Origin of the sequence: Aeromonas sp. 1HA1 (genome assembly GCF_029237385.1) — a bacterium.
GTDB classification, from domain to species: domain Bacteria; phylum Pseudomonadota; class Gammaproteobacteria; order Enterobacterales; family Aeromonadaceae; genus Aeromonas; species Aeromonas popoffii.
In genome coordinates this window covers 83,440-105,946 of the sequence record NZ_JAACGC010000008.1, presented here as the reverse complement: position 1 = coordinate 105,946, position 22,507 = coordinate 83,440, and the positions used below count along the sequence as shown (strand labels likewise).

The 22,507-nt window shown below is 58.8% G+C and carries 23 protein-coding genes; 14 read left to right on the top strand and 9 right to left on the bottom strand.

The features are described 5' to 3' along the window. Window positions 1–176: 176 nt before the first annotated feature. Both GWQ22_RS04790 and GWQ22_RS04785 read right to left on the bottom strand, forming a co-directional pair. Window positions 177–275, bottom strand: a complete 99-nt coding sequence (locus GWQ22_RS04790) for an RNA methyltransferase (protein WP_275929599.1) — start codon at window positions 273–275, stop codon at window positions 177–179. A gap of 13 nt (window positions 276–288) precedes the next feature. Next, window positions 289–810 carry an RNA methyltransferase gene (locus GWQ22_RS04785; RefSeq protein ID WP_275929598.1) on the bottom strand — a complete coding sequence of 174 codons (522 nt, stop codon included), beginning with the start codon at window positions 808–810 and terminating at the stop codon, window positions 289–291. A 197-nt stretch (window positions 811–1,007) separates the two neighbouring features. On the opposite strand from GWQ22_RS04785, the gene GWQ22_RS04780 reads away from it, so the two are divergent. Continuing rightward, window positions 1,008–2,099 carry a PfkB family carbohydrate kinase gene (locus tag GWQ22_RS04780; protein ID WP_042035746.1) on the top strand — a complete coding sequence of 364 codons (1,092 nt, stop codon included), beginning with the start codon at window positions 1,008–1,010 and terminating at the stop codon, window positions 2,097–2,099. After that, window positions 2,093–3,001 (top strand): pseudouridine-5'-phosphate glycosidase, encoded by a 909-nt coding sequence (locus tag GWQ22_RS04775; RefSeq protein ID WP_042035745.1) that lies wholly within the window; start codon window positions 2,093–2,095, stop codon window positions 2,999–3,001. The genes GWQ22_RS04780 and GWQ22_RS04775 overlap by 7 nt, the downstream gene beginning before the upstream one ends. 71 nt (window positions 3,002–3,072) lie before the next feature. Here the strand turns inward: GWQ22_RS04775 and GWQ22_RS04770 are convergent, their stop codons facing one another. Further along, window positions 3,073–3,798, bottom strand: a complete 726-nt coding sequence (locus tag GWQ22_RS04770; protein WP_275929597.1) for a carbonic anhydrase — start codon at window positions 3,796–3,798, stop codon at window positions 3,073–3,075. A 448-nt stretch (window positions 3,799–4,246) separates the two neighbouring features. On the opposite strand from GWQ22_RS04770, the gene GWQ22_RS04765 reads away from it, so the two are divergent. From GWQ22_RS04765 to GWQ22_RS04745, 4 genes are all read left to right on the top strand, one after another. Beyond that, window positions 4,247–5,224 (top strand): cytochrome-c peroxidase, encoded by a 978-nt coding sequence (locus tag GWQ22_RS04765; protein WP_275929596.1) that lies wholly within the window; start codon window positions 4,247–4,249, stop codon window positions 5,222–5,224. Between the two features lie 249 nt (window positions 5,225–5,473). Further along, window positions 5,474–6,229, top strand: a complete 756-nt coding sequence (locus GWQ22_RS04760; protein ID WP_042035741.1) for a DNA/RNA non-specific endonuclease — start codon at window positions 5,474–5,476, stop codon at window positions 6,227–6,229. A 253-nt stretch (window positions 6,230–6,482) separates the two neighbouring features. Next, window positions 6,483–6,608 carry a hypothetical protein gene (locus GWQ22_RS04750; protein WP_275929607.1) on the top strand — a complete coding sequence of 42 codons (126 nt, stop codon included), beginning with the start codon at window positions 6,483–6,485 and terminating at the stop codon, window positions 6,606–6,608. 192 nt (window positions 6,609–6,800) lie between these two features. Then, complete coding sequence (locus tag GWQ22_RS04745) at window positions 6,801–7,115, top strand: DUF2541 domain-containing protein (RefSeq protein ID WP_345893620.1); 315 nt, start codon at window positions 6,801–6,803, stop codon at window positions 7,113–7,115. 38 nt (window positions 7,116–7,153) lie between these two features. Here the strand turns inward: GWQ22_RS04745 and mog are convergent, their stop codons facing one another. Continuing rightward, window positions 7,154–7,684, bottom strand: coding sequence for a molybdopterin adenylyltransferase (gene mog / locus GWQ22_RS04740; protein WP_108536289.1), 531 nt, complete (start codon window positions 7,682–7,684; stop codon window positions 7,154–7,156). A 409-nt stretch (window positions 7,685–8,093) separates the two neighbouring features. Here mog and GWQ22_RS04735 point away from each other — a divergent pair, with 409 nt between their 5' ends. The 7 genes from GWQ22_RS04735 (at window position 8,094) to proX (ending at window position 14,241) form a co-directional block, all read left to right on the top strand. Further along, window positions 8,094–8,435, top strand: coding sequence for a DUF3135 domain-containing protein (locus GWQ22_RS04735; RefSeq protein ID WP_275929594.1), 342 nt, complete (start codon window positions 8,094–8,096; stop codon window positions 8,433–8,435). 232 nt (window positions 8,436–8,667) lie between these two features. Next, window positions 8,668–9,465 carry a threonine/serine exporter family protein gene (locus tag GWQ22_RS04730; protein ID WP_108536287.1) on the top strand — a complete coding sequence of 266 codons (798 nt, stop codon included), beginning with the start codon at window positions 8,668–8,670 and terminating at the stop codon, window positions 9,463–9,465. Continuing rightward, window positions 9,462–9,929 carry a threonine/serine exporter family protein gene (locus GWQ22_RS04725; RefSeq protein WP_042035715.1) on the top strand — a complete coding sequence of 156 codons (468 nt, stop codon included), beginning with the start codon at window positions 9,462–9,464 and terminating at the stop codon, window positions 9,927–9,929. Before GWQ22_RS04730 ends, GWQ22_RS04725 begins: the two co-directional genes overlap by 4 nt. A gap of 24 nt (window positions 9,930–9,953) precedes the next feature. Then, window positions 9,954–10,448, top strand: coding sequence for a type 3 dihydrofolate reductase (folA, locus tag GWQ22_RS04720; RefSeq protein ID WP_275929593.1), 495 nt, complete (start codon window positions 9,954–9,956; stop codon window positions 10,446–10,448). Between the two features lie 477 nt (window positions 10,449–10,925). After that, complete coding sequence (proV, locus tag GWQ22_RS04715) at window positions 10,926–12,122, top strand: glycine betaine/L-proline ABC transporter ATP-binding protein ProV (protein WP_275929592.1); 1,197 nt, start codon at window positions 10,926–10,928, stop codon at window positions 12,120–12,122. Further along, window positions 12,119–13,273 carry a glycine betaine/L-proline ABC transporter permease ProW gene (gene proW / locus GWQ22_RS04710; RefSeq protein ID WP_275929591.1) on the top strand — a complete coding sequence of 385 codons (1,155 nt, stop codon included), beginning with the start codon at window positions 12,119–12,121 and terminating at the stop codon, window positions 13,271–13,273. Before proV ends, proW begins: the two co-directional genes overlap by 4 nt. Then, entirely contained in the window at window positions 13,270–14,241 is a 972-nt protein-coding gene (gene proX, locus GWQ22_RS04705) for a glycine betaine/L-proline ABC transporter substrate-binding protein ProX (protein ID WP_275929590.1), read from the top strand. The genes proW and proX overlap by 4 nt, the downstream gene beginning before the upstream one ends. Window positions 14,242–14,339: 98 nt before the next feature. On the opposite strand, the gene GWQ22_RS04700 is transcribed toward proX, so the two are convergent. From GWQ22_RS04700 to GWQ22_RS04690, 3 genes are read right to left on the bottom strand one after another with little or no spacing between them, the layout of a single operon-like run. Further along, window positions 14,340–15,134, bottom strand: coding sequence for a phosphoadenylyl-sulfate reductase (locus GWQ22_RS04700; RefSeq protein ID WP_275929589.1), 795 nt, complete (start codon window positions 15,132–15,134; stop codon window positions 14,340–14,342). Further along, window positions 15,124–16,848, bottom strand: a complete 1,725-nt coding sequence (gene cysI / locus GWQ22_RS04695; protein ID WP_275929588.1) for an assimilatory sulfite reductase (NADPH) hemoprotein subunit — start codon at window positions 16,846–16,848, stop codon at window positions 15,124–15,126. Before cysI ends, GWQ22_RS04700 begins: the two co-directional genes overlap by 11 nt. Next, window positions 16,848–18,638 carry an assimilatory sulfite reductase (NADPH) flavoprotein subunit gene (locus tag GWQ22_RS04690; protein ID WP_275929606.1) on the bottom strand — a complete coding sequence of 597 codons (1,791 nt, stop codon included), beginning with the start codon at window positions 18,636–18,638 and terminating at the stop codon, window positions 16,848–16,850. Before GWQ22_RS04690 ends, cysI begins: the two co-directional genes overlap by 1 nt. Window positions 18,639–18,880: 242 nt before the next feature. Here GWQ22_RS04690 and GWQ22_RS04685 point away from each other — a divergent pair, with 242 nt between their 5' ends. Beyond that, complete coding sequence (locus tag GWQ22_RS04685; RefSeq protein ID WP_275929587.1) at window positions 18,881–19,621, top strand: PhzF family phenazine biosynthesis protein; 741 nt, start codon at window positions 18,881–18,883, stop codon at window positions 19,619–19,621. A gap of 120 nt (window positions 19,622–19,741) precedes the next feature. Here GWQ22_RS04685 and lysS read toward each other — a convergent pair whose 3' ends face one another. Together lysS and prfB are read right to left on the bottom strand one after the other, a co-directional pair. Then, window positions 19,742–21,280 (bottom strand): lysine--tRNA ligase, encoded by a 1,539-nt coding sequence (gene lysS / locus GWQ22_RS04680; RefSeq protein WP_275929586.1) that lies wholly within the window; start codon window positions 21,278–21,280, stop codon window positions 19,742–19,744. A gap of 22 nt (window positions 21,281–21,302) precedes the next feature. Next, window positions 21,303–22,401, bottom strand: a protein-coding gene (gene prfB, locus GWQ22_RS04675; RefSeq protein WP_275929585.1) for a peptide chain release factor 2 whose coding sequence is annotated in 2 segments (ribosomal slippage) — window positions 21,303–22,325 and window positions 22,327–22,401 — 1,098 coding nt in all. Because the reading frame shifts where the segments join, the coding sequence is not laid out codon by codon here. Between the last annotated feature and the right edge of the window lie 106 nt (window positions 22,402–22,507).

Sequence of the window (22,507 nt, the reverse complement as noted above, 5' to 3'; positions counted from 1 at the left end):
GTTGACCGAAGCTGCCAGGTTGATGCTGCCTTGCTGTGTGGCCACATAGACCACCAGTTTACTCTGCTCGCTCGGCCCCGGCCCGTATGCGTTTGGCCAAGCGGTCATAGAGGATCACGTTGACCGAAGCTGCCAGGTTGATGCTGCCTTGCTGTGTGGTCACATAGACCACCAGTTTACTCTGCTCGCCCGGCCCGCATGCGTTTGGCCAAGCGGTCATAGAGGATCACGTTGACCGAAGCTGCCAGGTTGATGCTGCCTTGCTGTGTGGCCACATAGACCACCAGTTTACTCTGCTCGCTCGGCCCCGGCCCGTATGCGTTTGGCCAAGCGGTCATAGAGGATCACGTTGACCGAGGCCGCCAGGTTCATGCAGCCTTGCGTCGGCACATAGACCACGTCCTTCACCGAGCCATATCGGGCCGGATCCAGGGTGCCATCCTCGGGGCCGAAGATATAGAAGGCCTGCTCGGGGTGCACATAATCCGGCAGCGGTGTGGCCCCCTCGATCAGATCCACCACCACGGGGACGCACCCGGCCGGGACTATCTCCATGAGATCATCGACCCCGAGCAGGGGTATCTTGTCCACCATCTGCTTGGTATCCGTGGCAAAACGGCGCGCCAGCTCGAAGCGATTGCCCGTGTAGTAGACCTCGTCAGCCCCATAGCAACCGGCTGCGCGCATCACAGCCCCCACGTTTTCCGGTGACTTGGGATTGACCAGTCCGATGCAGCAATAGCCCGGTGCCTCCTGCGTTGGTGACCGTGTATCGGCCTGCTCTGCGCAGCTATAACCTGACTCTTTCATCTTGTTCTCCTCTGTGGCGGCCGCATTATAAGCGGCAGTCGCCCACCCGCACATGAAAAGTGGCGTGCAGATATGAGAAATCCGTTGCAGCCTGCTGCTGATTTTTTGTGCGCAAACCGACAGTTTTTGCACACGGCGATGGCAGGAGAACGTTTTTCATAAATAATGGACAAACGTTTGCAACTGGATGTTTGTCTATGACTGAGCGTGAACAAGAGATCCTCGCCCTGCTGCGCCAGGATCCCATGATTGCCCAGCAGGAGCTGGCGGATCGCCTCGGCATCAGCCGCTCGGCGCTGGCGAGTCACATCTCCAGCCTGATGCGCCAGGGCTATGTGCAGGGGCGTGGCTATGTGCTGCGGGAAGGCCCCTACGCCGTGGTGATTGGCGGCGCCAACATGGATATCTGCGGCTGTAGTCATGACAACTTGCGTATCGGCGACTCTAACCCCGGCAAGGTGCGTACCTCCGCCGGCGGGGTGGGGCGCAACATCGCCGAGAACCTGGCGCGGCTTGGTACCGACACCCGGCTGCTGAGCGCAGTGGGCAACGATCAATACGGTCATCACCTGCTGGAGGTGAGCCAGCGTGCTGGCGTCGACGTGCGTCAGGTGCTGGTGCTGGAGGGGCAGGCAACGTCCTGTTACCTCAGCCTGCACGATGGCAGCGGCGAGATGAGCTGCGCCGTCAACGACATGGCGATCATCGATCAACTGACACCAGCCCGGCTCACCCCGCTCACCGGTTTCCTCGGGGCGGCGCGGCTATGGGTGCTCGACACCAACCTCGCCACACATACCCTCGATTGGCTGTTCGAGCGTCAGGGGGAGCACATCATCTTCGTCGACACCGTCTCGGTGGCCAAGGTGGAGAAGATCCGCCCCTGGTTGCACCGGATCCACACCCTCAAACCCAACCGCAGCGAGGCCGAGCAGCTGTGCGGTTTCACCATCGCCGGGCCAGATACCTGGCCCATGGCAGCGGCCTGGTTCCACCGCGCCGGGGTGCAGAGGTTATTCCTGAGTCTCGGCGATCAGGGGATTTTCTATAGCGACGGGGAGTGCCAGGGCCATCTGCCCGTGCTCGGCAGTCCGGTCGTCAACGTGACCGGCGGTGGCGATGCCTTTATGGCGGGGCTGGCCTATGCCTGGTTACAGGAGAGCGACATGACCGATACCACCCGTTTCGCCCTCGGTTGCGCCGCCCTCACCGTCAATTGTTCCGATACCGTCTTTTCCGGCCTCTCCAAGGCCGCTGTTGAACGCATGCTGGAGGAGTACCCATGTTGAACGCTTACCTCGATATCCAACCTGACGTCGCTGCGGCCCTGGCCGCCGGCAAACCTGTCGTTGCCCTGGAGTCCACCATCATCTCCCACGGCATGCCCTATCCCCAGAACGTGGAGACGGCGCGCCAGGTAGAGCAGGTGGTGCGCGACAACGGCGCCGTGCCGGCCACCATTGCCATCCTGGATGGCCGCCTCAAAGTGGGGTTGGATGCGGGGGCGCTGGAGGCGCTGGGTCGGGCCGGTCATGCCGCCACCAAGTGTAGCCGACGGGATATCCCCTTCGTGCTGGCGAACAAGGGGCTGGGCGCGACCACGGTCGCCTCCACCATGATCATCGCCGCCATGGCCGGCATTCGGGTGTTTGCCACCGGCGGCATCGGCGGCGTGCATCGCGGTGCCCAGGAGACCTTCGACATCTCGGCTGATCTGCAGGAGTTTGCCCAGACGCCGGTGGCCGTGGTCTGCGCTGGCGCCAAGTCGATCCTCGACATCGGTCTGACGCTGGAGTATCTGGAGACCCAGGGTGTGCCCGTTATCGGCTATCAGACTGATGAGCTGCCCGCCTTCTACACCCGCGAGAGCGGCTTCAAGGTGGATTACCGGTTGGAGAGTCCGGCAGCGATCGCCGAGGCGCTGCGCCTTAAGTGGGAGCTGGGACTGGCCGGTGGCGCCGTGGTCACCAACCCGATCCCGACCCAGTTTGCCATGCCCAAGGCCGACATAGACGCCGCGATCAAACAGGCGCTGCGCGAAGCGGACGAGCAGGGGGTCAAGGGCAAGGCGTCCACCCCCTTCCTGCTGGCCCGGGTGTGCGAGCTGACCGGCGGTAATTCGCTGGCAGCCAACATCCAGCTGGTGCTGAACAACGCCGCGCTGGGGGCGCGCATCGCCGCCAGTCTGTAAATAAAGTCCATGAACGAAAAGAGGGTCAATTGACCCTCTTTTCGTTGCAACTCAGCCATGGCATCCGCCGATCACTGCAACACCAGCCGACCATGCAGCGGCTGTACGGGTCTGTTGTTGGGGTGGTGCATCACCGCCTTGAAGGCATCGATCTGGGCCTGGCTCACCTGCACCGGTTGCTTCATCACCAGCCAGGGCACCCCTTCCGAGCAGGGCGGGGTGGTCAGCGAACCGCTGAAGCGGTAGTAATCACGCTTGGTGGGCAGCAGCTGATCCGCCGATAGCGGCGTTACCAGCGATCGGCTGTCGCCCGCCTTCGCCGGCAACGGCTGCCAGGCCTGGTTCAGCGCCGGGTTGGCGTGGCCCGGCACGAACATCACGGCCACCACCGCCAGCTCCCCCTTGGCATTGGCGTGCACCAGGTGCCCCTCCAGCGGGTAGGATTTGCCTTTGATGAGGTTTTCACTGGGGGCGTGGAAGTGGAACTGCTTGAGCTCGAAGGCCATGCCGTCGAGCTGCAGTGTGCTGCCCGGGGCATAGCTGACCTGTATTGTGTGGCCGGTGTTGGTGACGCTCTGGCCGCCCGCCCGGTAGTGAAACTGCAGCGGGGCTAGCTTTGCCTCTACCAGACCATCGAGGTTGATTGGCGACTGGTTGCTGCCTGCACACTGGCCAAATTCGGGAGTCAGCTTGGCCCATTGTGCCGGGCCGGCCTCGCCACTGTATTCCCAGTGCACGGTGGCGGCAAAGGCGGTGGGACACAGCAACAGGGCACCGGCCAACAGGGACTTTCTCATCATACATCCTTATTTTGCTTGAAAAGCACAGCCATCCGTTTCTTTGGTAAGTGAAGAAACAACAGATGGCATTATCTGAAATGCGAGAGACGGAGTGTCAGACACAGATTGTTTGTTATTAACAGCCGTATTTCTGATCATATTTATGATGTATTTAATATGAATCTATTCAGCAGTCAGCCACGCCTGCATATTGAACAATCGCTTTATTCAATAACAGCAATCTAATTAATTGGCTGTCATCGCAGATGAATTAGCTCATAATTTACTCATCAAAAATCAGCTCTTTTTTGCCTCGCAAGTCCCCGCCACTGGTTCGCCTAAAATATATTAATCGATTGTTTTTAATGTGGTTTTTTGGGTCTCATTTGATCTTGAACAAATAATAATCAGGCTTTCCCGGTCAGGCTGATGCTGCAGTTATGCACAGTCACAAGGGAGAGAGGAAATGAATAAATATTGTCTTTTGCTGGCGCTGGGTCTGCCCGGGATGGGGTGGGCGACCGAACCGGTACAACCGGTAGAGGTACCCAAGGTGGCATCGCCGGAAAAAGTCGAGCTGGGCAAGATGCTGTTCTTCGAGCCGCGGCTCTCCAAATCCAATGCCATCTCCTGCAACTCCTGCCATAACCTGGCTACCGGCGGGGTGGACAACCAGGTCAGCTCCCTTGGCCACAAGTGGAAGGAGGGGCCGATCAACTCGCCCACCGTGCTCAACGCCAGCCTCAACTTCGTGCAGTTTTGGGACGGTCGCGCCAAGGATCTGCAGGCGCAGGCGGCGGGCCCCATCGAGAATCCGCTGGAGATGGCCTTCAGCCACAAGCTGGCGGTCGAGACATTGCACACCCTGCCCGAATATCGCACCCGTTTCGGCGCCGTTTACGGCAAGGCGGACTTCGGCATTGATGAGGTCACAGACGCCATCGCCGCCTTCGAAGAGACCCTGGTTACCCCCAACGCGCCGTTCGATCGCTGGTTGAAGGGAGACGGCAAGGCGCTGACGGCGCAGCAGTTGAAGGGCTATCAGCTGTTCAAGGAGAAGGGCTGCACCGCCTGCCACAACGGCGTGGCCATCGGTGGCAACTCCTATCAGAAGATGGGGCTGGTCAAGCCGTTCAAGACCGACAATCCGGCCCAGGGGCGCGGTGGCGTGACGGGCGAGAAGCAGTTCATCGGCTGGTTCAAGGTGCCGACCCTGCGCAATATAGAGCTGACCTACCCTTACTTCCACGACGGGTCTGTGTGGGATTTGAAGGAGGCGGTGCGGATAATGGCCGATATCCAGCTGGGCCAGGCGCTGAGCGAGCAGGAGGCCGACGACATGACAGCCTACCTCAAGAGCCTGACCGGCGAGCAGCCGCAGATAGTGCTGCCGCTCCTGCCGCCCTCCCAACCTGATACTCCCAGGCCTCAGGTCAAGAGCTGAGCGGGTCGTGAGCCTGAATTCAAGCGGGGCTGAGGTCCCGCTTCTTCATGGCTCTATCTATCTGATAACACAGCCAAAGTGTGGTATTCAGCATAATGACAAGGGGATGACAATCCCCCAGCTGGCGACGGGGATTTCAACGATTTGCAGCCCTCTTCACAATTTCAACACGCTCATAATCTGTTCGATTGCCTAACTCATCCGACCTGGTGTCAAATCACTCCGCCTAATACAAGGAGTGGCATAATAATGAATAATATCAATAAATTAGTTCTGGCTATCGGATTCACTCTCACCACCTTCCCGACCCTGGCGGCGGGCTTCCAGTGCAAGGACCACGTCAAGCTCGGGGTCCCCAGCCAATCCAGTCAGCTGTTGTGCCGGGACGGTTACGCCGCAGGTTACAACTATGACACCAAGGTCTCTGACTGGGTCTCCTATCGGATGACGGCGACCAGCGCCCAGGGGCCGGTACCGCGCAAGGACGCCTTCGCCGAAGACAGGGAGGTGCCGGTGCAGTACCGCGCCACCCTGGCGGACTACAAGGGCTCGGGTTATGACCGCGGCCATCAGGCCCCCGCGGCGGACATGCGCTCCACCGCCACCACCATGAAGCAGAGCTTCCTGCTGACCAACATGACTCCACAGTTGCCGGCGCTCAATCAGGGGGCCTGGCGCATTCTGGAGGAGAAGACCCGCCAGTGGGCCATTGCCTATCAGGATGTCCAGGTGATCACAGGCCCCATCTTCACCAACTCCGATGGCGCTATCGGCAACGGTGTGACTGTGCCCCACGCCTACTATCGGGTGGTGATGGACGTGGCCAACCAGAAGGCGATCGCCTTTGTCCTGCCGCAGCAGAACGTGTCGGCCAGCCGGCTTGCGGATTACATAGTGACTGTGGATGCGGTAGAGGAGCTGACAGGGCTCGATTTCTTCGCCGAACTGCCGGATGAGCAGGAAGAGGCCATGGAATCCCGGCTGATGGCCATGTGGAGCAATTGATCCACCCCTATGACAACAGGGGCCTGGACCCCTGTTGTCAGTCGCTCAGATCGTCACCGATTTTCTTGACGGTATCCCGGGTACCGTGACCGATTTCGCGGGTCACGTTGCGGGTGATATCCCCTGCGGTTTTGCCCGCGTCTTTGATGACGGACATCGCCGGCTATGTCACGCGCCAGGTCATCTCCATCAACGGGGGCATGGCATGACGCTGATGCGGTGGCTAATGCAGCCCGACAGGTTATCTCCAGGAATGGCGGTATGGTATGAAGCGGCAAGAGTAACCGGCATGACCACGCTGGCGGTGGACTATCTGATGTCCAACAACTTCGCCTTTGGCGGCATCAACACCTCCCTCATCTTCAAGCGCTGGTCCTGAAGCCGCGCACCTTGCCTGCGGGCAGGGCGCCGGTACAGCCTGGGTTTAGCCTTGATGAATTAATATGCCTCCCATTTTTCGGGAGGCATAATGTCTGTTCCATCTGCTGTTTTCTCTGCTCAACTCCGCCTGCGCCCAGGTTTCAATGCGCTCTTGCTGTCCACCCTTTTATTGGCGCTGCCTGCACCGGCCATGGCCGATGATGAATTTCGGCTGGGCAACACCATGCTGCTCGGCGTCGGTGACCACCCGGCCATTATTCCCATCATCGTTTGCCGACCGGCCAAGTCCATCATGGTCAAGGCAGGACGGGAATTGACCCTGGACAGGGTCAAGGTGTTTTACGGCAATGATCGCAGCAAGACCCTTAATTTCGACAAGGATCTGAAAGAGGATCAGGAATCGGGGTGGAAATCTCTCGGCAGCCGGCTCTGCATCAAGCGGATCGAGGTCTATGGCAATTCGAAGGGGAGTAAGGCCGGGGTCAAGGTATATGGTCGCAAGTAAATATGGACGGGGGTTCACATCCCCCGCCCACTCAGGGCTTATTTCTTGGGTCGAAACGGCTTGATGACGGCTTCATCGCATTCGAGATAGGGCCCCTCCATCAGATCGATGCAGTAGGGGATGGCGGGGAAGACCGCATCTAGGCACTCGCGGATGGATTTGGGCTTGCCCGGCAGGTTGACGATGAGGGAGCCGCCGCGCAGGCCTGCAGTCTGGCGCGACAAAATGGCAGTCGGCACGAACTTGAGGGATTCGGCCCGCATCAGCTCGCCAAAGCCTGGCATCATGCGATCGCACACCGCTTCTGTGGCCTCAGGGGTTACATCCCGTTTGGCCGGACCTGTGCCGCCCGTGGTGACGATGAGGCAGCACTGTTCCTGGTCTGCCAGCCGGATCAGGGTCGTTTCGATCTGATCCTGTTCATCCGGGATCACCTGATAGAGGGGTTCCCACGCCGAGGTCAAATATGCGTTCAGCGTGTCTATGATGGCCTTGCCGGAGAGGTCTTCGTAGATGCCTGCACTGGCGCGATCGCTGACGGTGACGATGCCGATTCTTGCCTTGCTCATGGTCTGCCCTTGGTTGCCTAGAATAAGTAGCAAATAAAATAACATAATCAGTGAGATATGTTAAACGAGGTCAGGTGTTGGCGAGGGTGGGGCATAGCATCGAGTGCCGAATGAAAAGCTTTCTTGCCGATGCCCTTTCAATAAGACATAAGACTTGGGTATCGCCAGCCTAAAATGTATAAACGAAAAAAACAGCCGTATTGATGAATAATTGGTTGATCCATAACGAATAAGAAAATAACTCCCCGATTGTTGATCCTGTTTTGGCGCAGTCAGCCTCGAAAGGTTGTGGTATGGATTGAACCAGGAGGGCAATCGTCTTATATAACTCATTATACGTCTGGTTGAATATTGTACTGATCGTTGTTGTTTGAGTATCACCATACAGCGGCTGACCGCAGGAGGGCATATGGAATTGCCTGATTTTGATACCTTGAGGAGACTGGCGGTGACGGAGCCGGAACGACTCGATGAGTTGCTGCACCAGCAAATAGAGGGGTTGATCGACCGGGTCAGTCCGGAGCAGCAACAGCGATTGCGCGGCCTGCAGTTCCGTATCGACTGTCAGCGTCAATTGGCCAAGAACAATCTGGATAGCTGTATTCGTATTGCGGGCATGATGCACGCCTCCTTTTATTCCATGCGCAGTCAGATGATCCAGCTCAATGCCAATCTCTATGCTGACCAGCCCCCCGTCTACAGAGAAAATAATGTGGTTTCTTTCTTCGATTATTATCGCAAGAAGAAATAAACGTCCCCTTGATGGCATTCTTATTATTATTCTGCGTTATATATCTGTCATCGGGTGAGGTTCGTTTACTGACGTTAATTTATCTGAGGTGATTTGTAATCTGTTTGATGTGTTTTCGTGGCATTCGCTGTTTTATTAAAAATTGATTATTGCCGTGATCGGTGTGGATGTATGGCGCCGACAGTTAGGCTAATATGGCGATCTTTTAATTTTGCCACGACTCGCAGGGATTATGAGCAGTATCACTCCAAGACGGGTGCTGTCGCAGGAGCAGCAGACAGAGATCACCCGTATCATCGTCAAGGTGGGCCAGATGCTGGCCCAGTTCGGGGCCGAGAGTCGCATCATAGAGCAGACCACGGTCCGGCTTGGTATGGCGCTGGGGCTGGAGAGCGTCGAGATGGCCATCTCCTCCAGTGCCATCGTGCTCACCAGCCTCTATCAGGGCAGTTGTGTCACCACTACCCGCCGGGTACGGGAGCACGGCATCAACATGCAGGTGGTGTGCGAGATCCAGCGCATCTGCATCATGGCGGAGAAGGAGCTGATCGGTGCGCGCGAGGTGCGTCAGCGGCTCGACGGCATAGTGCCGTTTCATTACCACCCCTGGCTGGTGGTGCCCATGGTGGGACTCTCCTGCGGCGCCTTCAGCCTGCTGTTTGGCGGCGACTGGCCCATCTTCCTGGTGACCTGCCTCTCCTCCGCCGTGGCGATGCGAGTGCGCCAGCTGATCGCCCGTCATCACCACAGCCCGCTTATCAACTTTGCCGCGACCGGCTTCATCGCCACCCTGCTCTCCTCCAGTGCCAACTTCTTCAACTGGGGGGCCCAGCCCTATCTCGCCATGGCTGCCAGCGTACTCTTGCTGGTGCCGGGCTTCCCGCTCATCAATGCGGTTTCCGACATGGTGAAGGGTTACTTCAACATGGGGCTGGCGCGCTGGGGCACGGCGACCCTGCTCACCATCAGCGCCGCCATAGGTATCATTTTGGCCATGTCGGTCACCGGGATCTGGGGGTGGAAGGTATGATGGATCTTGTCTGGTTGCTGGCCAAGGATGCCTTCTGGTCCTCCATTCCGGCGGTAGGGTTTGCCATGCTGTTCAACGTGCCGCCACGCATGTTGAAGTACTGCGCCATGGGCGGTGCCCTGGCCCACAGCCTGCGGACCCTGCTCATTCATTACGGTATGCCCATCGAGTGGGCGACACTGACGGCGGCGACCACGGTCGGTTTTGTCTGTGTCTATTGGTCCCGTCGGCTGCTGGCGCCGCGCCCCGTGTTTAGCGTTGCCTCCATCATCCCAATGATCCCGGGCAGCTATGCGTTCAAGGCGATGATCGCCGTGGTCGAGCTCAACATCTCCGGGGTGACCATGGACCTTATCCAGAGCGCGGTGGAGAACGGCCTCAAGGCGTTGTTTATCGTGGGTGCCCTCAGTTTCGGTTTGGCGATCCCCTCCCTGGTCGTGTACCGTAACCGGCCCATTATTTGACAGACGGTGTGAGAGGCTGACCCCATGAAGATTTCCATGATTGCCGCCATGGCCCACGACAGGGTGATTGGCCTGGATAACCAGATGCCCTGGCACCTGCCGGCAGATCTGGCCCACTTCAAGCGGGTGACTCTGGGCAAACCGGTGTTGATGGGGCGCAAGACCTTCGAATCCATAGGTCGGCCGCTGCCCGGACGGCGCAATCTGGTGATCAGCCGCAACCCCGATTACCAGACCGACGGGGTCGAAGTGGTCGATTCGGTGGAGGCCGCGCTGGCGCTGCTGGCCGATGGTCAGACGGTAGACGAGCTGATGGTGATAGGTGGCGGTCATCTCTATGGTCAGCTGCTGCCACGGGCCGACAGCCTCTATCTGACCCGCATCGATCTGGCGGTGACAGGGGATACCCGTTTCCCCGCCTTCGAGGAGGACGAGTGGCATTGCGTTGAGCGCGAACCCCATGAGCCCGACGAGAAGAACCCCCATCCCTACAGTTTCGAAACCTGGCAACGGCGCTGAACCGTATTGAATAACTGTTGAAGCCGAAAAGCCCCTTGTGCTGCACTGGGGGCTTTTTTCTTGCCACAAAGGGCGGGGCCGGCAGGCAAGGCCTTCGCCATGGCTGCGCTCAACCGCTCCCCTGTATCCCCTCGTTTTTCGCCTGCATATCATTAGGGTTGTAATGATTTTTTCCAGCCCTGCTGCCTGTTCAGGATCCTGCCTGGCGGCATCCCCCTGATCTGCCTGGTTTCCTCCTCCTATTAGCCTGTCAAAACACCAAGATAATTAGTTATCTAATCAAATTAACCATGCTTGTCTATTTATGGCTTTTTATTGTCAAAAATAAACCATAAAAATCAATTGCTTATGTTTTTATTGTTTTGCATGAACTCTTATGGCTCTTTTGTTTTTCATGAAAATTGCTTAGTGTGGGAAGTAATTGGTTCGCGTTCGGCAGGTTAATTACCAAGATGTCGACCATGAAAAAAGGACAGTATGACAGTCAAACTCGAAGTGAAATCACTCTATAAAATCTTCGGAGAACAGCCGGAAAAGGCGTTCAAATTGCTGGCGAAAGGGTATGACCGTGCCAGTATCCTGCAAAAAACTGGGCAAGTACTAGGAGTGCATGGGGTCGATCTGGCCATCCACGAGGGGGAGATCTTTGTGGTAATGGGCTTGTCCGGATCGGGCAAATCCACTCTGGTGCGGCTCTTCAACCGCCTTATCGAGCCGACCCGTGGTCAGGTGTTGATCGACGGTGAGGACATCGCCGCCATCTCGGACAGCGACCTGCGTCAAGTCAGGCGCAAGAAGATCAGCATGGTGTTTCAATCTTTCGCCCTGATGCCTCATCTGAGTGTGCTGGAAAATACCGCCTTCGGGCTGGAGCTGGCCGGTGTGCCGCTGGCCGAGCGCCAGCAGAGTGCCCGTCAGGCGCTCCATCAAGTGGGATTGGGTCAGTGGATCGATGCCTTCCCCGATGCCCTCTCCGGTGGCATGAAGCAGCGGGTCGGTCTGGCCCGGGCACTGGCCAATAACCCCGATATCCTGCTGATGGATGAGGCCTTCTCCGCACTGGATCCGCTGATCCGCACCGAGATGCAGGATGAACTGCTCAAGCTGCAGGCCAGCCATCAGCGCACCATTGTCTTTATCTCCCACGATCTGGACGAGGCGATGCGTATCGGTGATCGCATCGCCATCATGCAGGACGGTCAGGTGATCCAGGTCGGCACCCCCGACGAGATCCTGAGCCAGCCCGCCAACGACTATGTGCGTGCCTTCTTTCGCGGCGTGGATCTGGCCAATGTGTTCAGTGCCCGCGATATCGTCAGTCGCAAGCAGATGCCGCTTATCAAGAAGCACACCACCGACGGGCCTGGCAACGCCCTGCGCCAGCTCAAGGAGCAGGAGCGGGAGTTCGGCTACGTGGTGGATCGCCGCCGCCGCTTCCTCGGGGTCGTCTCGGTCGAGTCGCTCAGTGAGGCCGTTCGTGGCAAGGGGAGTCTGGAGCAGGCGCTGCTGGCCGATATCCAGCCGATCCTAGCCGATACCTCCCTCAATGAACTGATCAGCCAGGTGGCTGCCGCACCCTGTCAGGTGCCCGTGGTCGAGGAGGATGGCTCTTACCTGGGCCTCATCTCCAAGGCCAATCTGCTCAACACCCTGGACAGGAGTACCCCGGTATGAAGAAGCTCATATCTCTTGGCCTGCTGACGTTGATGTTGGCAAGCAATCCCGTTTGGGCTGAAGAAGGTACTGCCAATACTCAAGATGGTATTGCTAGCAGCGAAGTCATGGATGTAGCTGCGGATCCCTGGGGCAGTACAACGGTAACAGCAGTGGCCAGCAATGACTGGCAGACCAAGATCGCGGTAAAAGCGGAAACGCCGGCTCTCGACCCTCTGGATCTTTTTCAGCATGCTTGGGTGCCACTCGACAGCTGGGTCGAACAGGGCATAGGCGCGCTGGTGAGCAACTTCAGACCCCTGTTCCAGATTATTCGGGCACCGGTCGAAGTGACCCTCAATGCACTGACCAGTACCTTGCAGAGCATACCTTCCACTCTCATGGTTGCCTTGTTGACCCTGGTTGCTTGGCAATTGGTTAGTGGGCGGATGGCACTGGGCACGCTGGTCTCGCTGATCGGTATTGGCCTTATCGGTGCCTGGTCTGATGCCATGGTGACTCTGTCGTTGGTGCTGACCTCGCTCTTCTTCTGCATTTTGATCGGCTTGCCGGTCGGCATTCTGCTGGCTCGTAGCGAGAAGGCAACAGCTTGGACCCGACCACTGCTGGATGCCATGCAGACCACCCCGGCCTTTGTCTACCTCGTCCCCATCGTCATGCTGTTTGGTATCGGTAACGTGCCCGGCGTGGTGGTGACCATCATCTTTGCACTGCCACCCATGATCCGGTTGACCATTCTTGGCATTCGTCAGGTGCCGGAAGATCTTATCGAGGCAGGACATTCATTTGGTGCCAGTCCCTCCCAGCTGCTGTTCAAGGTACAGCTGCCGCTCGCCATGCCCACCATCATGGCAGGAGTCAATCAATCGCTGATGCTTTCCCTTTCTATGGTGGTAATCGCCTCCATGATCGCGGTCGGTGGGTTGGGTCAGATGGTACTGCGTGGTATCGGTCGTCTCGACATGGGCATGGCTTCGGTGGGGGGGCTTGGCATAGTCCTGCTGGCCATCGTGCTCGACCGTCTGACTCAGGCTATGGGCCACTCCAAATCAGGACATCTTGGTCGCTGGTATCAACGTGGCCCCATTGCTCTGTTGCTAATCCCATTCGCACAGCGCAACAAGACTCACACCAAAGGAGAGCAAGTATGAAAACCATCACCAAGGGATTGACGTTGGGTACCCTGCTGCTGAGCACGGCCGCCATGGCCAGTGTAACTGTTCAACCCATCCAGAGCACGTTGCCGGAGGAAGCGTTTCAGACCCTGCTGGTGAGCAAGCTGCTGGGTGAGTTGGGCTATGATGTCAAGGCAGCCAAGGAGGCTGACTACAATGTGGGGTATGCCTCGGTTGCCAGCGGCGATGCGACCTTTCTCACTTTCAACTGGAATCCGCTCCACAAAGACAAGTATGAGAAGGCCGGAGGCGATGCCAAGTTCTACCGTAAGGGGACTTATGTAACCGGCGCGGCACAGGGCTATCTCATCGATAAGGTCACTGCCGACAAATACGGCATTACCAACATAGCCCAGTTGAAGGATCCCAAGCTGGCAGCTCTGTTTGACAGCGATGGCGATGGCAAGGCCGACCTGGCTGGCTGTAACCCGGGCTGGGGCTGTGAGATGGTGATCAATCATCAGATCAAGACTTACGGTCTGGACAATACAGTCACTCATCAACAGGGGAATTACGCAGCCATCATTGCCGACACCATCACCCGTTACAAGGAACACAAACCGGTGTTTTACTACACTTGGACGCCTTACTGGGTAAGCGGCGAGCTGGTGCCGGGCAAGGATGTGGTATGGCTGGAAGTGCCTTATACCGCTTTGCCAGAGGGGCGTAAGGGTGACACCAAGTTAGCGAATGGCAAAAACTATGGTTTTGAGATGAATACCATGCACATAGTCGCCAACAAGGCCTTCGCCGAGGAAAACCCTGCTGCTGCCAAGCTGTTTGCCGAGATGAAGCTGCCCATCAATGACATCAACGTGCAAAACGGTTTGATGAAGCAGGGGCAGAACAAGCCGGCAGATATTGAGCGTCATGCAAATGCCTGGATCAAGGGACACGAAGCCCAGGTAAACGACTGGTTGACTCAGGCTCGCGCCGCCAAGTAAGCGGATAATCAGGGTGCGCCTTCACGCGCTGAATATCATCCATAAAAGCGCCCGGCAGTTGCTGGGCGCTTTTTCATTGTCAGACCCATGAAGAGGGATCAGATACCTGAGCCGTCGTGCTCGCCGCTCTCTTCGTGCAGGCCGCACTCGCGCTTGAGGCCGAAGAAGCGGGTCTGCTCCTCGCTCATGCCCGGCTCCCACTTGGCTGTGGTGTGGACATCGCCCACCGACAGGTAGCCCTGCTCCCACAGCGGATGGTAGGGGAGGTTGAACTCCTTGAAGTAGTAGAAGACATCCTTGTTGCTCCAGTCGATCACCGGCAGGAACTTGAAGCGGCCGCGCTGTATGGCCAGCACTGGCAGCTTGCCACGGCTGCCGGACTGCTCCCGGCGCAGGCCGGAGAACCAGGTCTGGGCCCCCAGCTCCCGCAGGGCGCGGTCCATCGGCTCCACCTTGTTGAGCTGGTTGTAGCGGGTGATCCCCTCCACCCCCTGCTCCCATAGGAGACCGAAGCGAGCCTCCTGCCAGGCAGGGCTGAGCTCGGCCCGGTAGATCTTCAGGTTGAGCGCGAGGCGCTCGGTCAGCTCGTCGATGAAACGGTAGGTCTCGGGGAAGAGATAACCGGTATCGGTCAGCACCACGGGCACGTCGGCCCGTTCGCGGCTTACCAGATGCAGCATCAGTGCCGCCTGAATGCCGAAGCTGGATGAGAGCACATGCTCCCCCGGCAGATTGGCCAGGGCCCAACGCACCCGCTCGGGGGCACTCATGGCATCCAGCGCCCGGTTGAGGGGCGCCAGCGCCTCGGCCTGCTCCTCACGGCCGAGGGCCAGCAGTGCATGCAGGTCAAGGCGGCCATCTTCAGTGACATTAAGCGGCAGATTAAGCGGCATAGAAGTCCCTCGCGGAGTCGATAACGGGGGCAATTACCCCAACCCGGATCACGAAGTCGCCGAAGCATTCGCCCTGATTGCGCTCGGTGGCCCAGCGGCCGATCAACGCGTCCAGTTCGGCCAAAATCTGCGGCTCGGTGATGTTCTCCTGATAGAGGCGCGGAATGCGGGTGCCTTCCAGGTTGCCCCCCAGATGGAGGTTGTAGCGGCCAGGCGCCTTGCCCACCAGACCCACTTCTGCCAGCATGGCGCGGCCGCAGCCGTTGGGGCAACCGGTGACACGGAAGATGATGGCGTCATTCGCCAGCCCATGTTTGGTGAGCAAGCCCTCGATGTCGGTGACAAACGCCGGCAGCATGCGCTCGGCCTCGGCCATCGCCAGCGGGCAGGTAGGCAGTGCCACACAAGCCATGGACTGCTTGCGCTGCTCGCTCACGCTGTCATCCAGCAGGCCGTATTGGCGTGCCAGCCCTTCGATGCGGGCCTTCTCGCTGGCAGGCACCCCGGCAATGATCAGGTTCTGGTTGGCGGTCAGGCGAAAATCCCCCTGATGCACCTTGGCGATTTCCAGCATGCCGGTTTTGAGCGGCTTGCCTGGGAAGTCCAGCAGGCGGCCATTCTCGATAAACAGGGTGAGGTGATGCTTGCCGTCGATCCCCTCGACCCAACCGAAGCGATCGCCACGGCTGGTGAATTCATAGGGACGACTCTCGGCGAAGGGGATGCCGGCGCGGTTCTCCACCTCGGCCTTGAAGGCTTCGACGCCGACGCGCTCGAGGGTGTACTTGGTCTTGGCGTTCTTGCGGTTTACCCGGTTGCCCCAGTCCCGCTGGGTGCTGACCACGGCGGCCGCCACCTCCAGTACGTGGGAGAGCGGAATAAAGCCAAAATCGCTCGCCTTGCGCGGATAGGTACTGGTGTCGCCGTGGGTCATGGCCAGCCCCCCGCCCACCAGCACGTTGAATCCCACCAGTTTGCCGTGCTCGGCAATCGCTACGAAGTTGAGATCGTTGGCGTGGATATCCACGTCGTTGTGGGGGGGGATCACCACAGTGGTCTTGAATTTGCGCGGCAGGTAGTTGGAACCCAGGATCGGCTCCTCGTCATCCCCCAGCTTCTCGCCATCCAGCCAGATCTCCACGTAGGCGCGGGTCTTGGGCAGCAGGTGCTCGGAGATCTTCTTGGCCCACTCGTAGGCCTCCTGATGCAGCGCGGACTCCACCGGGTTGCTGGTGCAGAGCACGTTGCGGTTCACGTCGCCGGCGGTGGCGATGGAGTCGATGCCGGTGCTATTGAGGGTCTGGTGCATCAGCTTGATGTCGCGCTTGAGCACCCCGTGAAACTGGAAGGTCTGACGGGTGGTCAGGCGGATGCTGCCGTACAGGCTGTGCTCCTCGGCGAACTTGTCGATGATCTGCCACTGGGCCGGGGTGATGATCCCCCCCGGCAGGCGGGCGCGCAGCATGACGTTGTGCAGCGGCTCCAGCTTCTGGGCGGCACGCTCGGGGCGAATGTCTCTGTCATCTTGCTGGTACATGCCGTGGAAGCGGATCAGCTGGAAGTTGTCGCCGTTGAAGCCACCGGTGAGCGGGTCCTGTAGATCCTGCTCTATGGTGCCGCGCAGAAAGTTGCTCTCGCGCTTGAGGCGTTCGTTGTCAGCCTGCGGTCCCTCCACTGGCCCCGCTTTCTGTTCCGAGATTGTTTGCTTGCTCATCAATAGACATCCCTTTGATAACGTTTGGCACGACGCAATTCGCTCAAATACTCTTCTGCTTCCTCACGGCTCTTGTGACCGTGTTCGGCAATCACATCCAGCAGGGCCTCCTGCACATCCTTGGCCATCTTGTTGGCGTCACCACACACATAGAAGTGAGCACCTGCTTCCAGCCACTGATAGAGCTCCTGGCCCGCTTCACGCAGGCGGTCCTGCACATAAATTTTGTTGGCCTGATCCCGGCTGAAGGCCAGCGAGATCTTCGACAGCAGGCCCGATTTCACATAACGCTGCCACTCCACCTGATAGAGGAAATCCTGGGTAAAGTGGGGGTTGCCGAAGAAGAGCCAGTTCTTGCCTTCCGCTCCCTGAGCTTCCCGCTCCTGCATAAAGGCGCGGAACGGGGCGATACCTGTGCCGGGGCCCACCATGATGACGGGGGTGTCAGGATTGGCGGGCAGGCGGAAGTTGTCGTTGTGTTCGACAAACACCCGCACCTCGCCATCCTCAATCAGCCGGTCCGCCAGATAGGAGGAGGCGGCGCCAGAACGCACGGTGCCATCTTCTTGCGGGTAACGCACCACGCCAACAGTCAAGTGCACCTCCTCTTCCACCTCGCTCTGGGCGGAGGCGATGGAGTAGAGGCGCGGGGTGAGGGGGCGCAGCAGGCCAACCAGCTGCTCGGCAGTGAGCGCGGTCGGGAAGCGCTTCAGTACATCCACCACTTGGGCAGAGGCCACCAGCGCATTGACCTGGGCCTTGTCGCCCGCCAGATCTTTCAGCGCCGCGTTGTCCGAGATGTCAGCGAGTCCTGTGATAAAGCCGCCGTGCAGCCGGGTCAGTTCGAAGTGACCTAACAGTGCTGCGCGCAAGGTGCCGTGGGCTGTGTCTTCATCGCCAGAAAGGCCAGCCAGGGCCAGAACTTCGCCCACCAGATCGGCGTCGTTGTCGAACCAGATGCCGAGGGCATCCCCCGGCTGATAGGCGAGTCCGGAGGACTCGAGGCTGATCTCGATATGGCGGATATCCTTGGTGGAATCCCGGCCTGTGATCTTCTGATTGACCGACAGGCGGGCAGGGAAGGGGTTCTCCTTGCTGTAGTGGCTCAGGCCTACCGCCTGCTGCACCGCGTTTGCTACCTTGCTGCTGGCTGCCCCGGTAGTGAGCGTCGCGGCAATGGCGTTGAGTGCCTGCTCGCCCCAACTCTTGGCCGCATCCTGATAATCCACATCGAGGCTCGCGAGCTCATAAATTCGCTCGGCCCCAGCGGTTGCGAGGAAGTTGTCGAAATCTTTGCCGGTCTGGCAGAAAAATTCGTAGGAGCTGTCACCCAGCCCCAGCACGGCGAACTTGAGCCCGTCCAGTTTGCCAATCTTGCCTTTTTTAAGCTGTTCGAACAGATCGACGGCGCTCTCCGGCGGCTCACCCTCCCCGTAAGTGCTCACTACTACCAGCAGGTGGCTCTCTTTCTTGAGCTGCTTGGGTTTGTAGTCGGCCATGGAGGTGAGCGTGACCGGCAGACCACGGGCCTCGGCCTGCGCCTTGATGGCACTGGCGACACCCTTGGCGTTGCCTGTCTGGGAGCCGTAGAGAATGGTCAGACTGCCGCCGGGCGCCGCCAGCGTACCGCTGGCCGCCGCAGGCTGGCTGCCGGATTGGGAGAGACCGTAGAGATAGCCGCTCACCCAGACCAGTTGCTGGGTATTGAGGGTCGAGAGCGCCTGGTTCAACTGACGTTGTTGTTCATCAGAGAGGGGGGCTAGGTTGGTCAGAGAATCCTTCAATTGCATCACACACGTCTTCCATGGTCTGATTTTTGGTCAGATTAAAGGGCGTGTTCAATAACAACAAAGAATAAAAATGTCTTCTTTATTCTATTAATGCATTAAAAGGGGGTGGGGCACGCTTGCGCCCGCAGCAAAAGAGGATCGTGGTATAAAGGGCGTTAAATGAGTGCTACTTGATAACACAGGAAGTGCAATGTCGAATATTAGATTGTTTCATGTCAATGCCTTCAGCCAGCAGCCCTTTGGTGGCAATCCTGGGACCCGCCCTGCCGGATGCCAGCCAGCTGGCGATGGCGGCCGAGTTCAACCTCTCTGAGACTGCCTTTCTGGTGCAACTTGGCCGGGCCCATTACCAGTTGCGCTGGTTCACGCCGACAGTCGAGGTTGATCTCTGCGGTCATGGCACCTTGGCAGCTGCCCATGTGTTGTGGCAGACAGGGGCAGTAGCCGCACACGAGACGATCCGCTTCGAGACCCGCAGTGGTGAGCTGCTGGCCCGGCGCGAAGGGGAGTGGATTTGGCTCGATTTTCCGCGTATCGCGTTGACGCCACTGACGCTGGATCCCGCCTATGCTGCCGCGATCGGTTGCCAACCACGACAGACTCTGGCGGCCGGGGCCAAGTTCTTGCTAGAGCTGGCAAGTGAAGAGGAGATCCGCACTCTTTCGCCTGATTTCCATGCCCTGCGTGCCCTGCCGGGACGGGGGCTGATCGTCACCGCCCCGTCGAGCCGGGCGGATGATGATTTTGTCTCCCGCTACTTTGCCCCCTGGGTCGGGGTGGATGAGGATCCTGTCACCGGTTCCAACCACTGCGCTCTGGCACCCTTCTGGGCTGAACGGCTCGGCAGGCAGCAGTTGCGGGCCCGTCAGGTCTCGTCCAGAGGCGGTGATCTCAGGCTGGATCTGCGGGGCGAGCGGGTATTGATGGCGGGTCAGGGGTTGATCCTGTGGCAGGGGGAGTGGTTGCTGCCACCTACCCCATGAGGTGCCAGCGTGCGCCACTCTCGAGGGCTCGCTACCGGGCTACCTTCGCCATAAAAAACGCCCCGCAGTTGCGGGGCGTTTCATTGCCATCGAGGCGCAGGACAGGCCTGCGTACCGGGCTTATTTTTGCTGCGGGCGCAAGGCCGGGAACAGTATGACGTCGCGAATGGTGTGGCTGTTGGTGAACAGCATGATCAGACGGTCGATACCGATACCCTGACCGGCAGTCGGCGGCAGGCCGTGTTCCAGCGCGGTGACGAAGTCGGCGTCATAGAACATGGCTTCGTCGTCGCCTGCTTCTTTCTGATCAACCTGATCCTGGAAGCGCTTGGCCTGATCTTCTGCATCGTTCAGCTCGGAGAAGCCGTTGGCCAGCTCGCGGCCACCGATGAAGAACTCGAAGCGGTCGGTGACGTCCGGGTTCACGTCGTTGCGGCGGGCCAGCGGAGAGACAGCTGCCGGGTACTCGGTGATGAAGGTCGGCTGCAGCAGCATGTGCTCCACTGTCTCTTCGAAGATGGCGGTGATCACGTGACCCAGCTCCCAACCTTTCATCAGTTCGATGTGCAGACGCTTGGCAACGGCCTTGGCGCTCTCCAGGGTTGTGAGGTCTTCCCGGGTCACGCCCTCGGCGTACTTCAGGATGGAGTCCACCATGGTGAGGCGCTGGAACGGCTGACCGAAATCGATGGTCAGACCCTCTTCGCCCTCTTTGGCGTAACGGATTTGGGTGTCGCCCAGAATGTCCTGCGCCAGGGTGCGCAGCAACTCTTCGGTCAGGTCCATCAGATCGATGTAGTCGGCATAGGCCATGTAGAACTCGATCATGGTGAACTCGGGGTTGTGACGCACCGAGATACCTTCGTTACGGAAGTTGCGGTTGATCTCGTAAACACGCTCGAAGCCACCGACCACCAGACGCTTCAGGTAGAGCTCGGGTGCAATACGCAGGTACATGTCGATGTTCAGCGCATTGTGGTGAGTGACGAACGGACGCGCGGAGGCACCGCCCGGGATGACTTGCATCATCGGGGTTTCCACTTCCATGAACTGCTTGTCGTTGAAGAACTTGCGGATGCCTGCAACCACTTTGGTGCGGATCACGAAGGTCTTGCGGGACTCTTCGTTGGCGATCAGATCCAGGTAACGCTGACGGCAGCGCGCTTCCTGATCGGTCAGGCCTTTGTGCTTCTCGGGCAGCGGACGCAGCGCTTTGGTCAGCAGGCGGATATCGGAAACGTGAACGGAGAGCTCACCGGTCTGGGTCTTGAACAGGGTGCCTTCGACACCGACGATGTCCCCCAGATCCCACTTCTTGAACTGCTCGTTGTAGAAACCTTCCGGCAGGTCGTCACGGGTGACGTAGACCTGGATCTTGCCGGCCATGTCCAGCAGGGTAGCGAAGGACGCCTTGCCCATGATCCGGCGGGTCATGATGCGACCGGCAATCTTCACCTGTTTACCCAAGGCCACCAGCTCTTCGGCGCTCTTGTCGCCAAACTCGGCGTGCAGATCGCCGGAGAGGCTGTCACGACGGAAGTCGTTGGGGAAGGGGTTGCCCTGGGCGCGCAAGGCGGCCAGCTTGGAACGACGCTCCGTCATCTCGTTGTTCAGTTCGAGAGAGTGGTCTACTTCCGGAGTTGTGGTTTGTTCAGACATGGTGATTCCTGCTGCTCTGTTTTTACAGGCCTGACTTCAGGCTGGCTTCGATAAACTTGTCCAGGTCGCCGTCGAGGACCGCTTGGGTATTGCGGGTTTCGACGCCGGTACGTAGATCCTTGATGCGTGCATCATCCAGTACATAGGAACGGATCTGGCTGCCCCAGCCGATATCGGACTTGGTCTCTTCGAGGGCTTGTTTTTCAGCGTTTTGCTTCTGAATTTCCAGCTCGTAGAGCTTGGCTTTCAGCTGCTTCATACACTGATCTTTGTTTTTGTGCTGGGAACGATCGTTCTGGCACTGTACCACGACGCCGGTCGGAACGTGGGTAATACGCACCGCGGATTCGGTCCGGTTGACGTGCTGACCACCGGCGCCGGAGGCACGGTAGACGTCGATACGCAGGTCTGCCGGGTTGATCTCGATGTCGATGTCGTCATCGATCTCGGGATAGACGAAAATGGAGCAGAACGAGGTGTGGCGGCGGCCACCGGAATCGAACGGGGATTTGCGAACCAGACGGTGGACGCCGGTCTCGGTGCGCAGCCAGCCGAAGGCGTATTCGCCGGTGAACTTGATGGTGGCGGACTTGATGCCGGCCACGTCGCCGTCAGAGAGCTCGATCAGCTCCGGCTTGTAACCGTGGGCATCGCCCCAGCGCAGGTACATGCGCAGCACCATGTTGGCCCAATCCTGAGCTTCGGTACCACCGGAGCCGGACTGGATGTCGATGTAGCAGTCGGAGGCGTCGTGCTGACCGGAGAACATGCGGCGGAATTCCAGATCCACCAGCTTGCTTTCCAGCACATCGGCTTCGGCCACGGCTTCGTTGAAGGTCTCTTCGTCTTCCCCTTCCACCGCCAGGCTCACCAGCATCTCGACGTCTTCGGCGCCCTGGGTCAGGGCATCGATGGTGCCCACCACGTTTTCCAGCGTGACGCGCTCCTTGCCCAGCGTCTGTGCGCGCTCCGGCTCATTCCATACGTCCGGCTGTTCCAGCTCGGCGTTGACCTCTTCTAGACGCTCTTTCTTCGCGTCATAGTCAAAGGTACCCCCTAAGAAGCTCGGTCCTCTCAGACAGCTCCTTAAGCTTGTTTAATACAGGATTGACTTCAAACATCGTGAAAACTCTCGGGGTCGATGTGATTTAAAAACGGGATATTCTAGCCAATTGTGGAAGGAATAAACAGGGTCGCCTGTCCTTGTGGGCGTCCTGTAGTCAATTT

Excerpts from the sequence above, each read along its gene's own strand:
- cysI (WP_275929588.1), bottom strand. The coding sequence starts at position 16,848 with ATGAGCAAGCAAACAATCTCGGAACAGAAAGCGGGGCCAGTGGAGGGA.
- GWQ22_RS04735 (WP_275929594.1), top strand. The coding sequence starts at position 8,094 with ATGGAATTGCCTGATTTTGATACCTTGAGGAGACTGGCGGTGACGGAG.
- proX (WP_275929590.1), top strand. The coding sequence starts at position 13,270 with ATGAAAACCATCACCAAGGGATTGACGTTGGGTACCCTGCTGCTGAGC.
- lysS (WP_275929586.1), bottom strand. The coding sequence starts at position 21,280 with ATGTCTGAACAAACCACAACTCCGGAAGTAGACCACTCTCTCGAACTG.
- GWQ22_RS04760 (WP_042035741.1), top strand. The coding sequence starts at position 5,474 with ATGAATAATATCAATAAATTAGTTCTGGCTATCGGATTCACTCTCACC.
- GWQ22_RS04730 (WP_108536287.1), top strand. The coding sequence starts at position 8,668 with ATGAGCAGTATCACTCCAAGACGGGTGCTGTCGCAGGAGCAGCAGACA.
- GWQ22_RS04700 (WP_275929589.1), bottom strand. The coding sequence starts at position 15,134 with ATGCCGCTTAATCTGCCGCTTAATGTCACTGAAGATGGCCGCCTTGAC.
- proW (WP_275929591.1), top strand. The coding sequence starts at position 12,119 with ATGAAGAAGCTCATATCTCTTGGCCTGCTGACGTTGATGTTGGCAAGC.
- GWQ22_RS04780 (WP_042035746.1), top strand. The coding sequence starts at position 1,008 with ATGACTGAGCGTGAACAAGAGATCCTCGCCCTGCTGCGCCAGGATCCC.
- GWQ22_RS04745 (WP_345893620.1), top strand. The coding sequence starts at position 6,801 with ATGGCCGATGATGAATTTCGGCTGGGCAACACCATGCTGCTCGGCGTC.
- GWQ22_RS04690 (WP_275929606.1), bottom strand. The coding sequence starts at position 18,638 with ATGCAATTGAAGGATTCTCTGACCAACCTAGCCCCCCTCTCTGATGAA.
- GWQ22_RS04775 (WP_042035745.1), top strand. The coding sequence starts at position 2,093 with ATGTTGAACGCTTACCTCGATATCCAACCTGACGTCGCTGCGGCCCTG.
- GWQ22_RS04750 (WP_275929607.1), top strand. The coding sequence starts at position 6,483 with ATGGCGGTATGGTATGAAGCGGCAAGAGTAACCGGCATGACCACGCTG.
- GWQ22_RS04765 (WP_275929596.1), top strand. The coding sequence starts at position 4,247 with ATGAATAAATATTGTCTTTTGCTGGCGCTGGGTCTGCCCGGGATGGGG.
- GWQ22_RS04725 (WP_042035715.1), top strand. The coding sequence starts at position 9,462 with ATGATGGATCTTGTCTGGTTGCTGGCCAAGGATGCCTTCTGGTCCTCC.
- GWQ22_RS04770 (WP_275929597.1), bottom strand. The coding sequence starts at position 3,798 with ATGAGAAAGTCCCTGTTGGCCGGTGCCCTGTTGCTGTGTCCCACCGCC.
- mog (WP_108536289.1), bottom strand. The coding sequence starts at position 7,684 with ATGAGCAAGGCAAGAATCGGCATCGTCACCGTCAGCGATCGCGCCAGT.
- proV (WP_275929592.1), top strand. The coding sequence starts at position 10,926 with ATGACAGTCAAACTCGAAGTGAAATCACTCTATAAAATCTTCGGAGAA.
- GWQ22_RS04785 (WP_275929598.1), bottom strand. The coding sequence starts at position 810 with ATGAAAGAGTCAGGTTATAGCTGCGCAGAGCAGGCCGATACACGGTCA.
- folA (WP_275929593.1), top strand. The coding sequence starts at position 9,954 with ATGAAGATTTCCATGATTGCCGCCATGGCCCACGACAGGGTGATTGGC.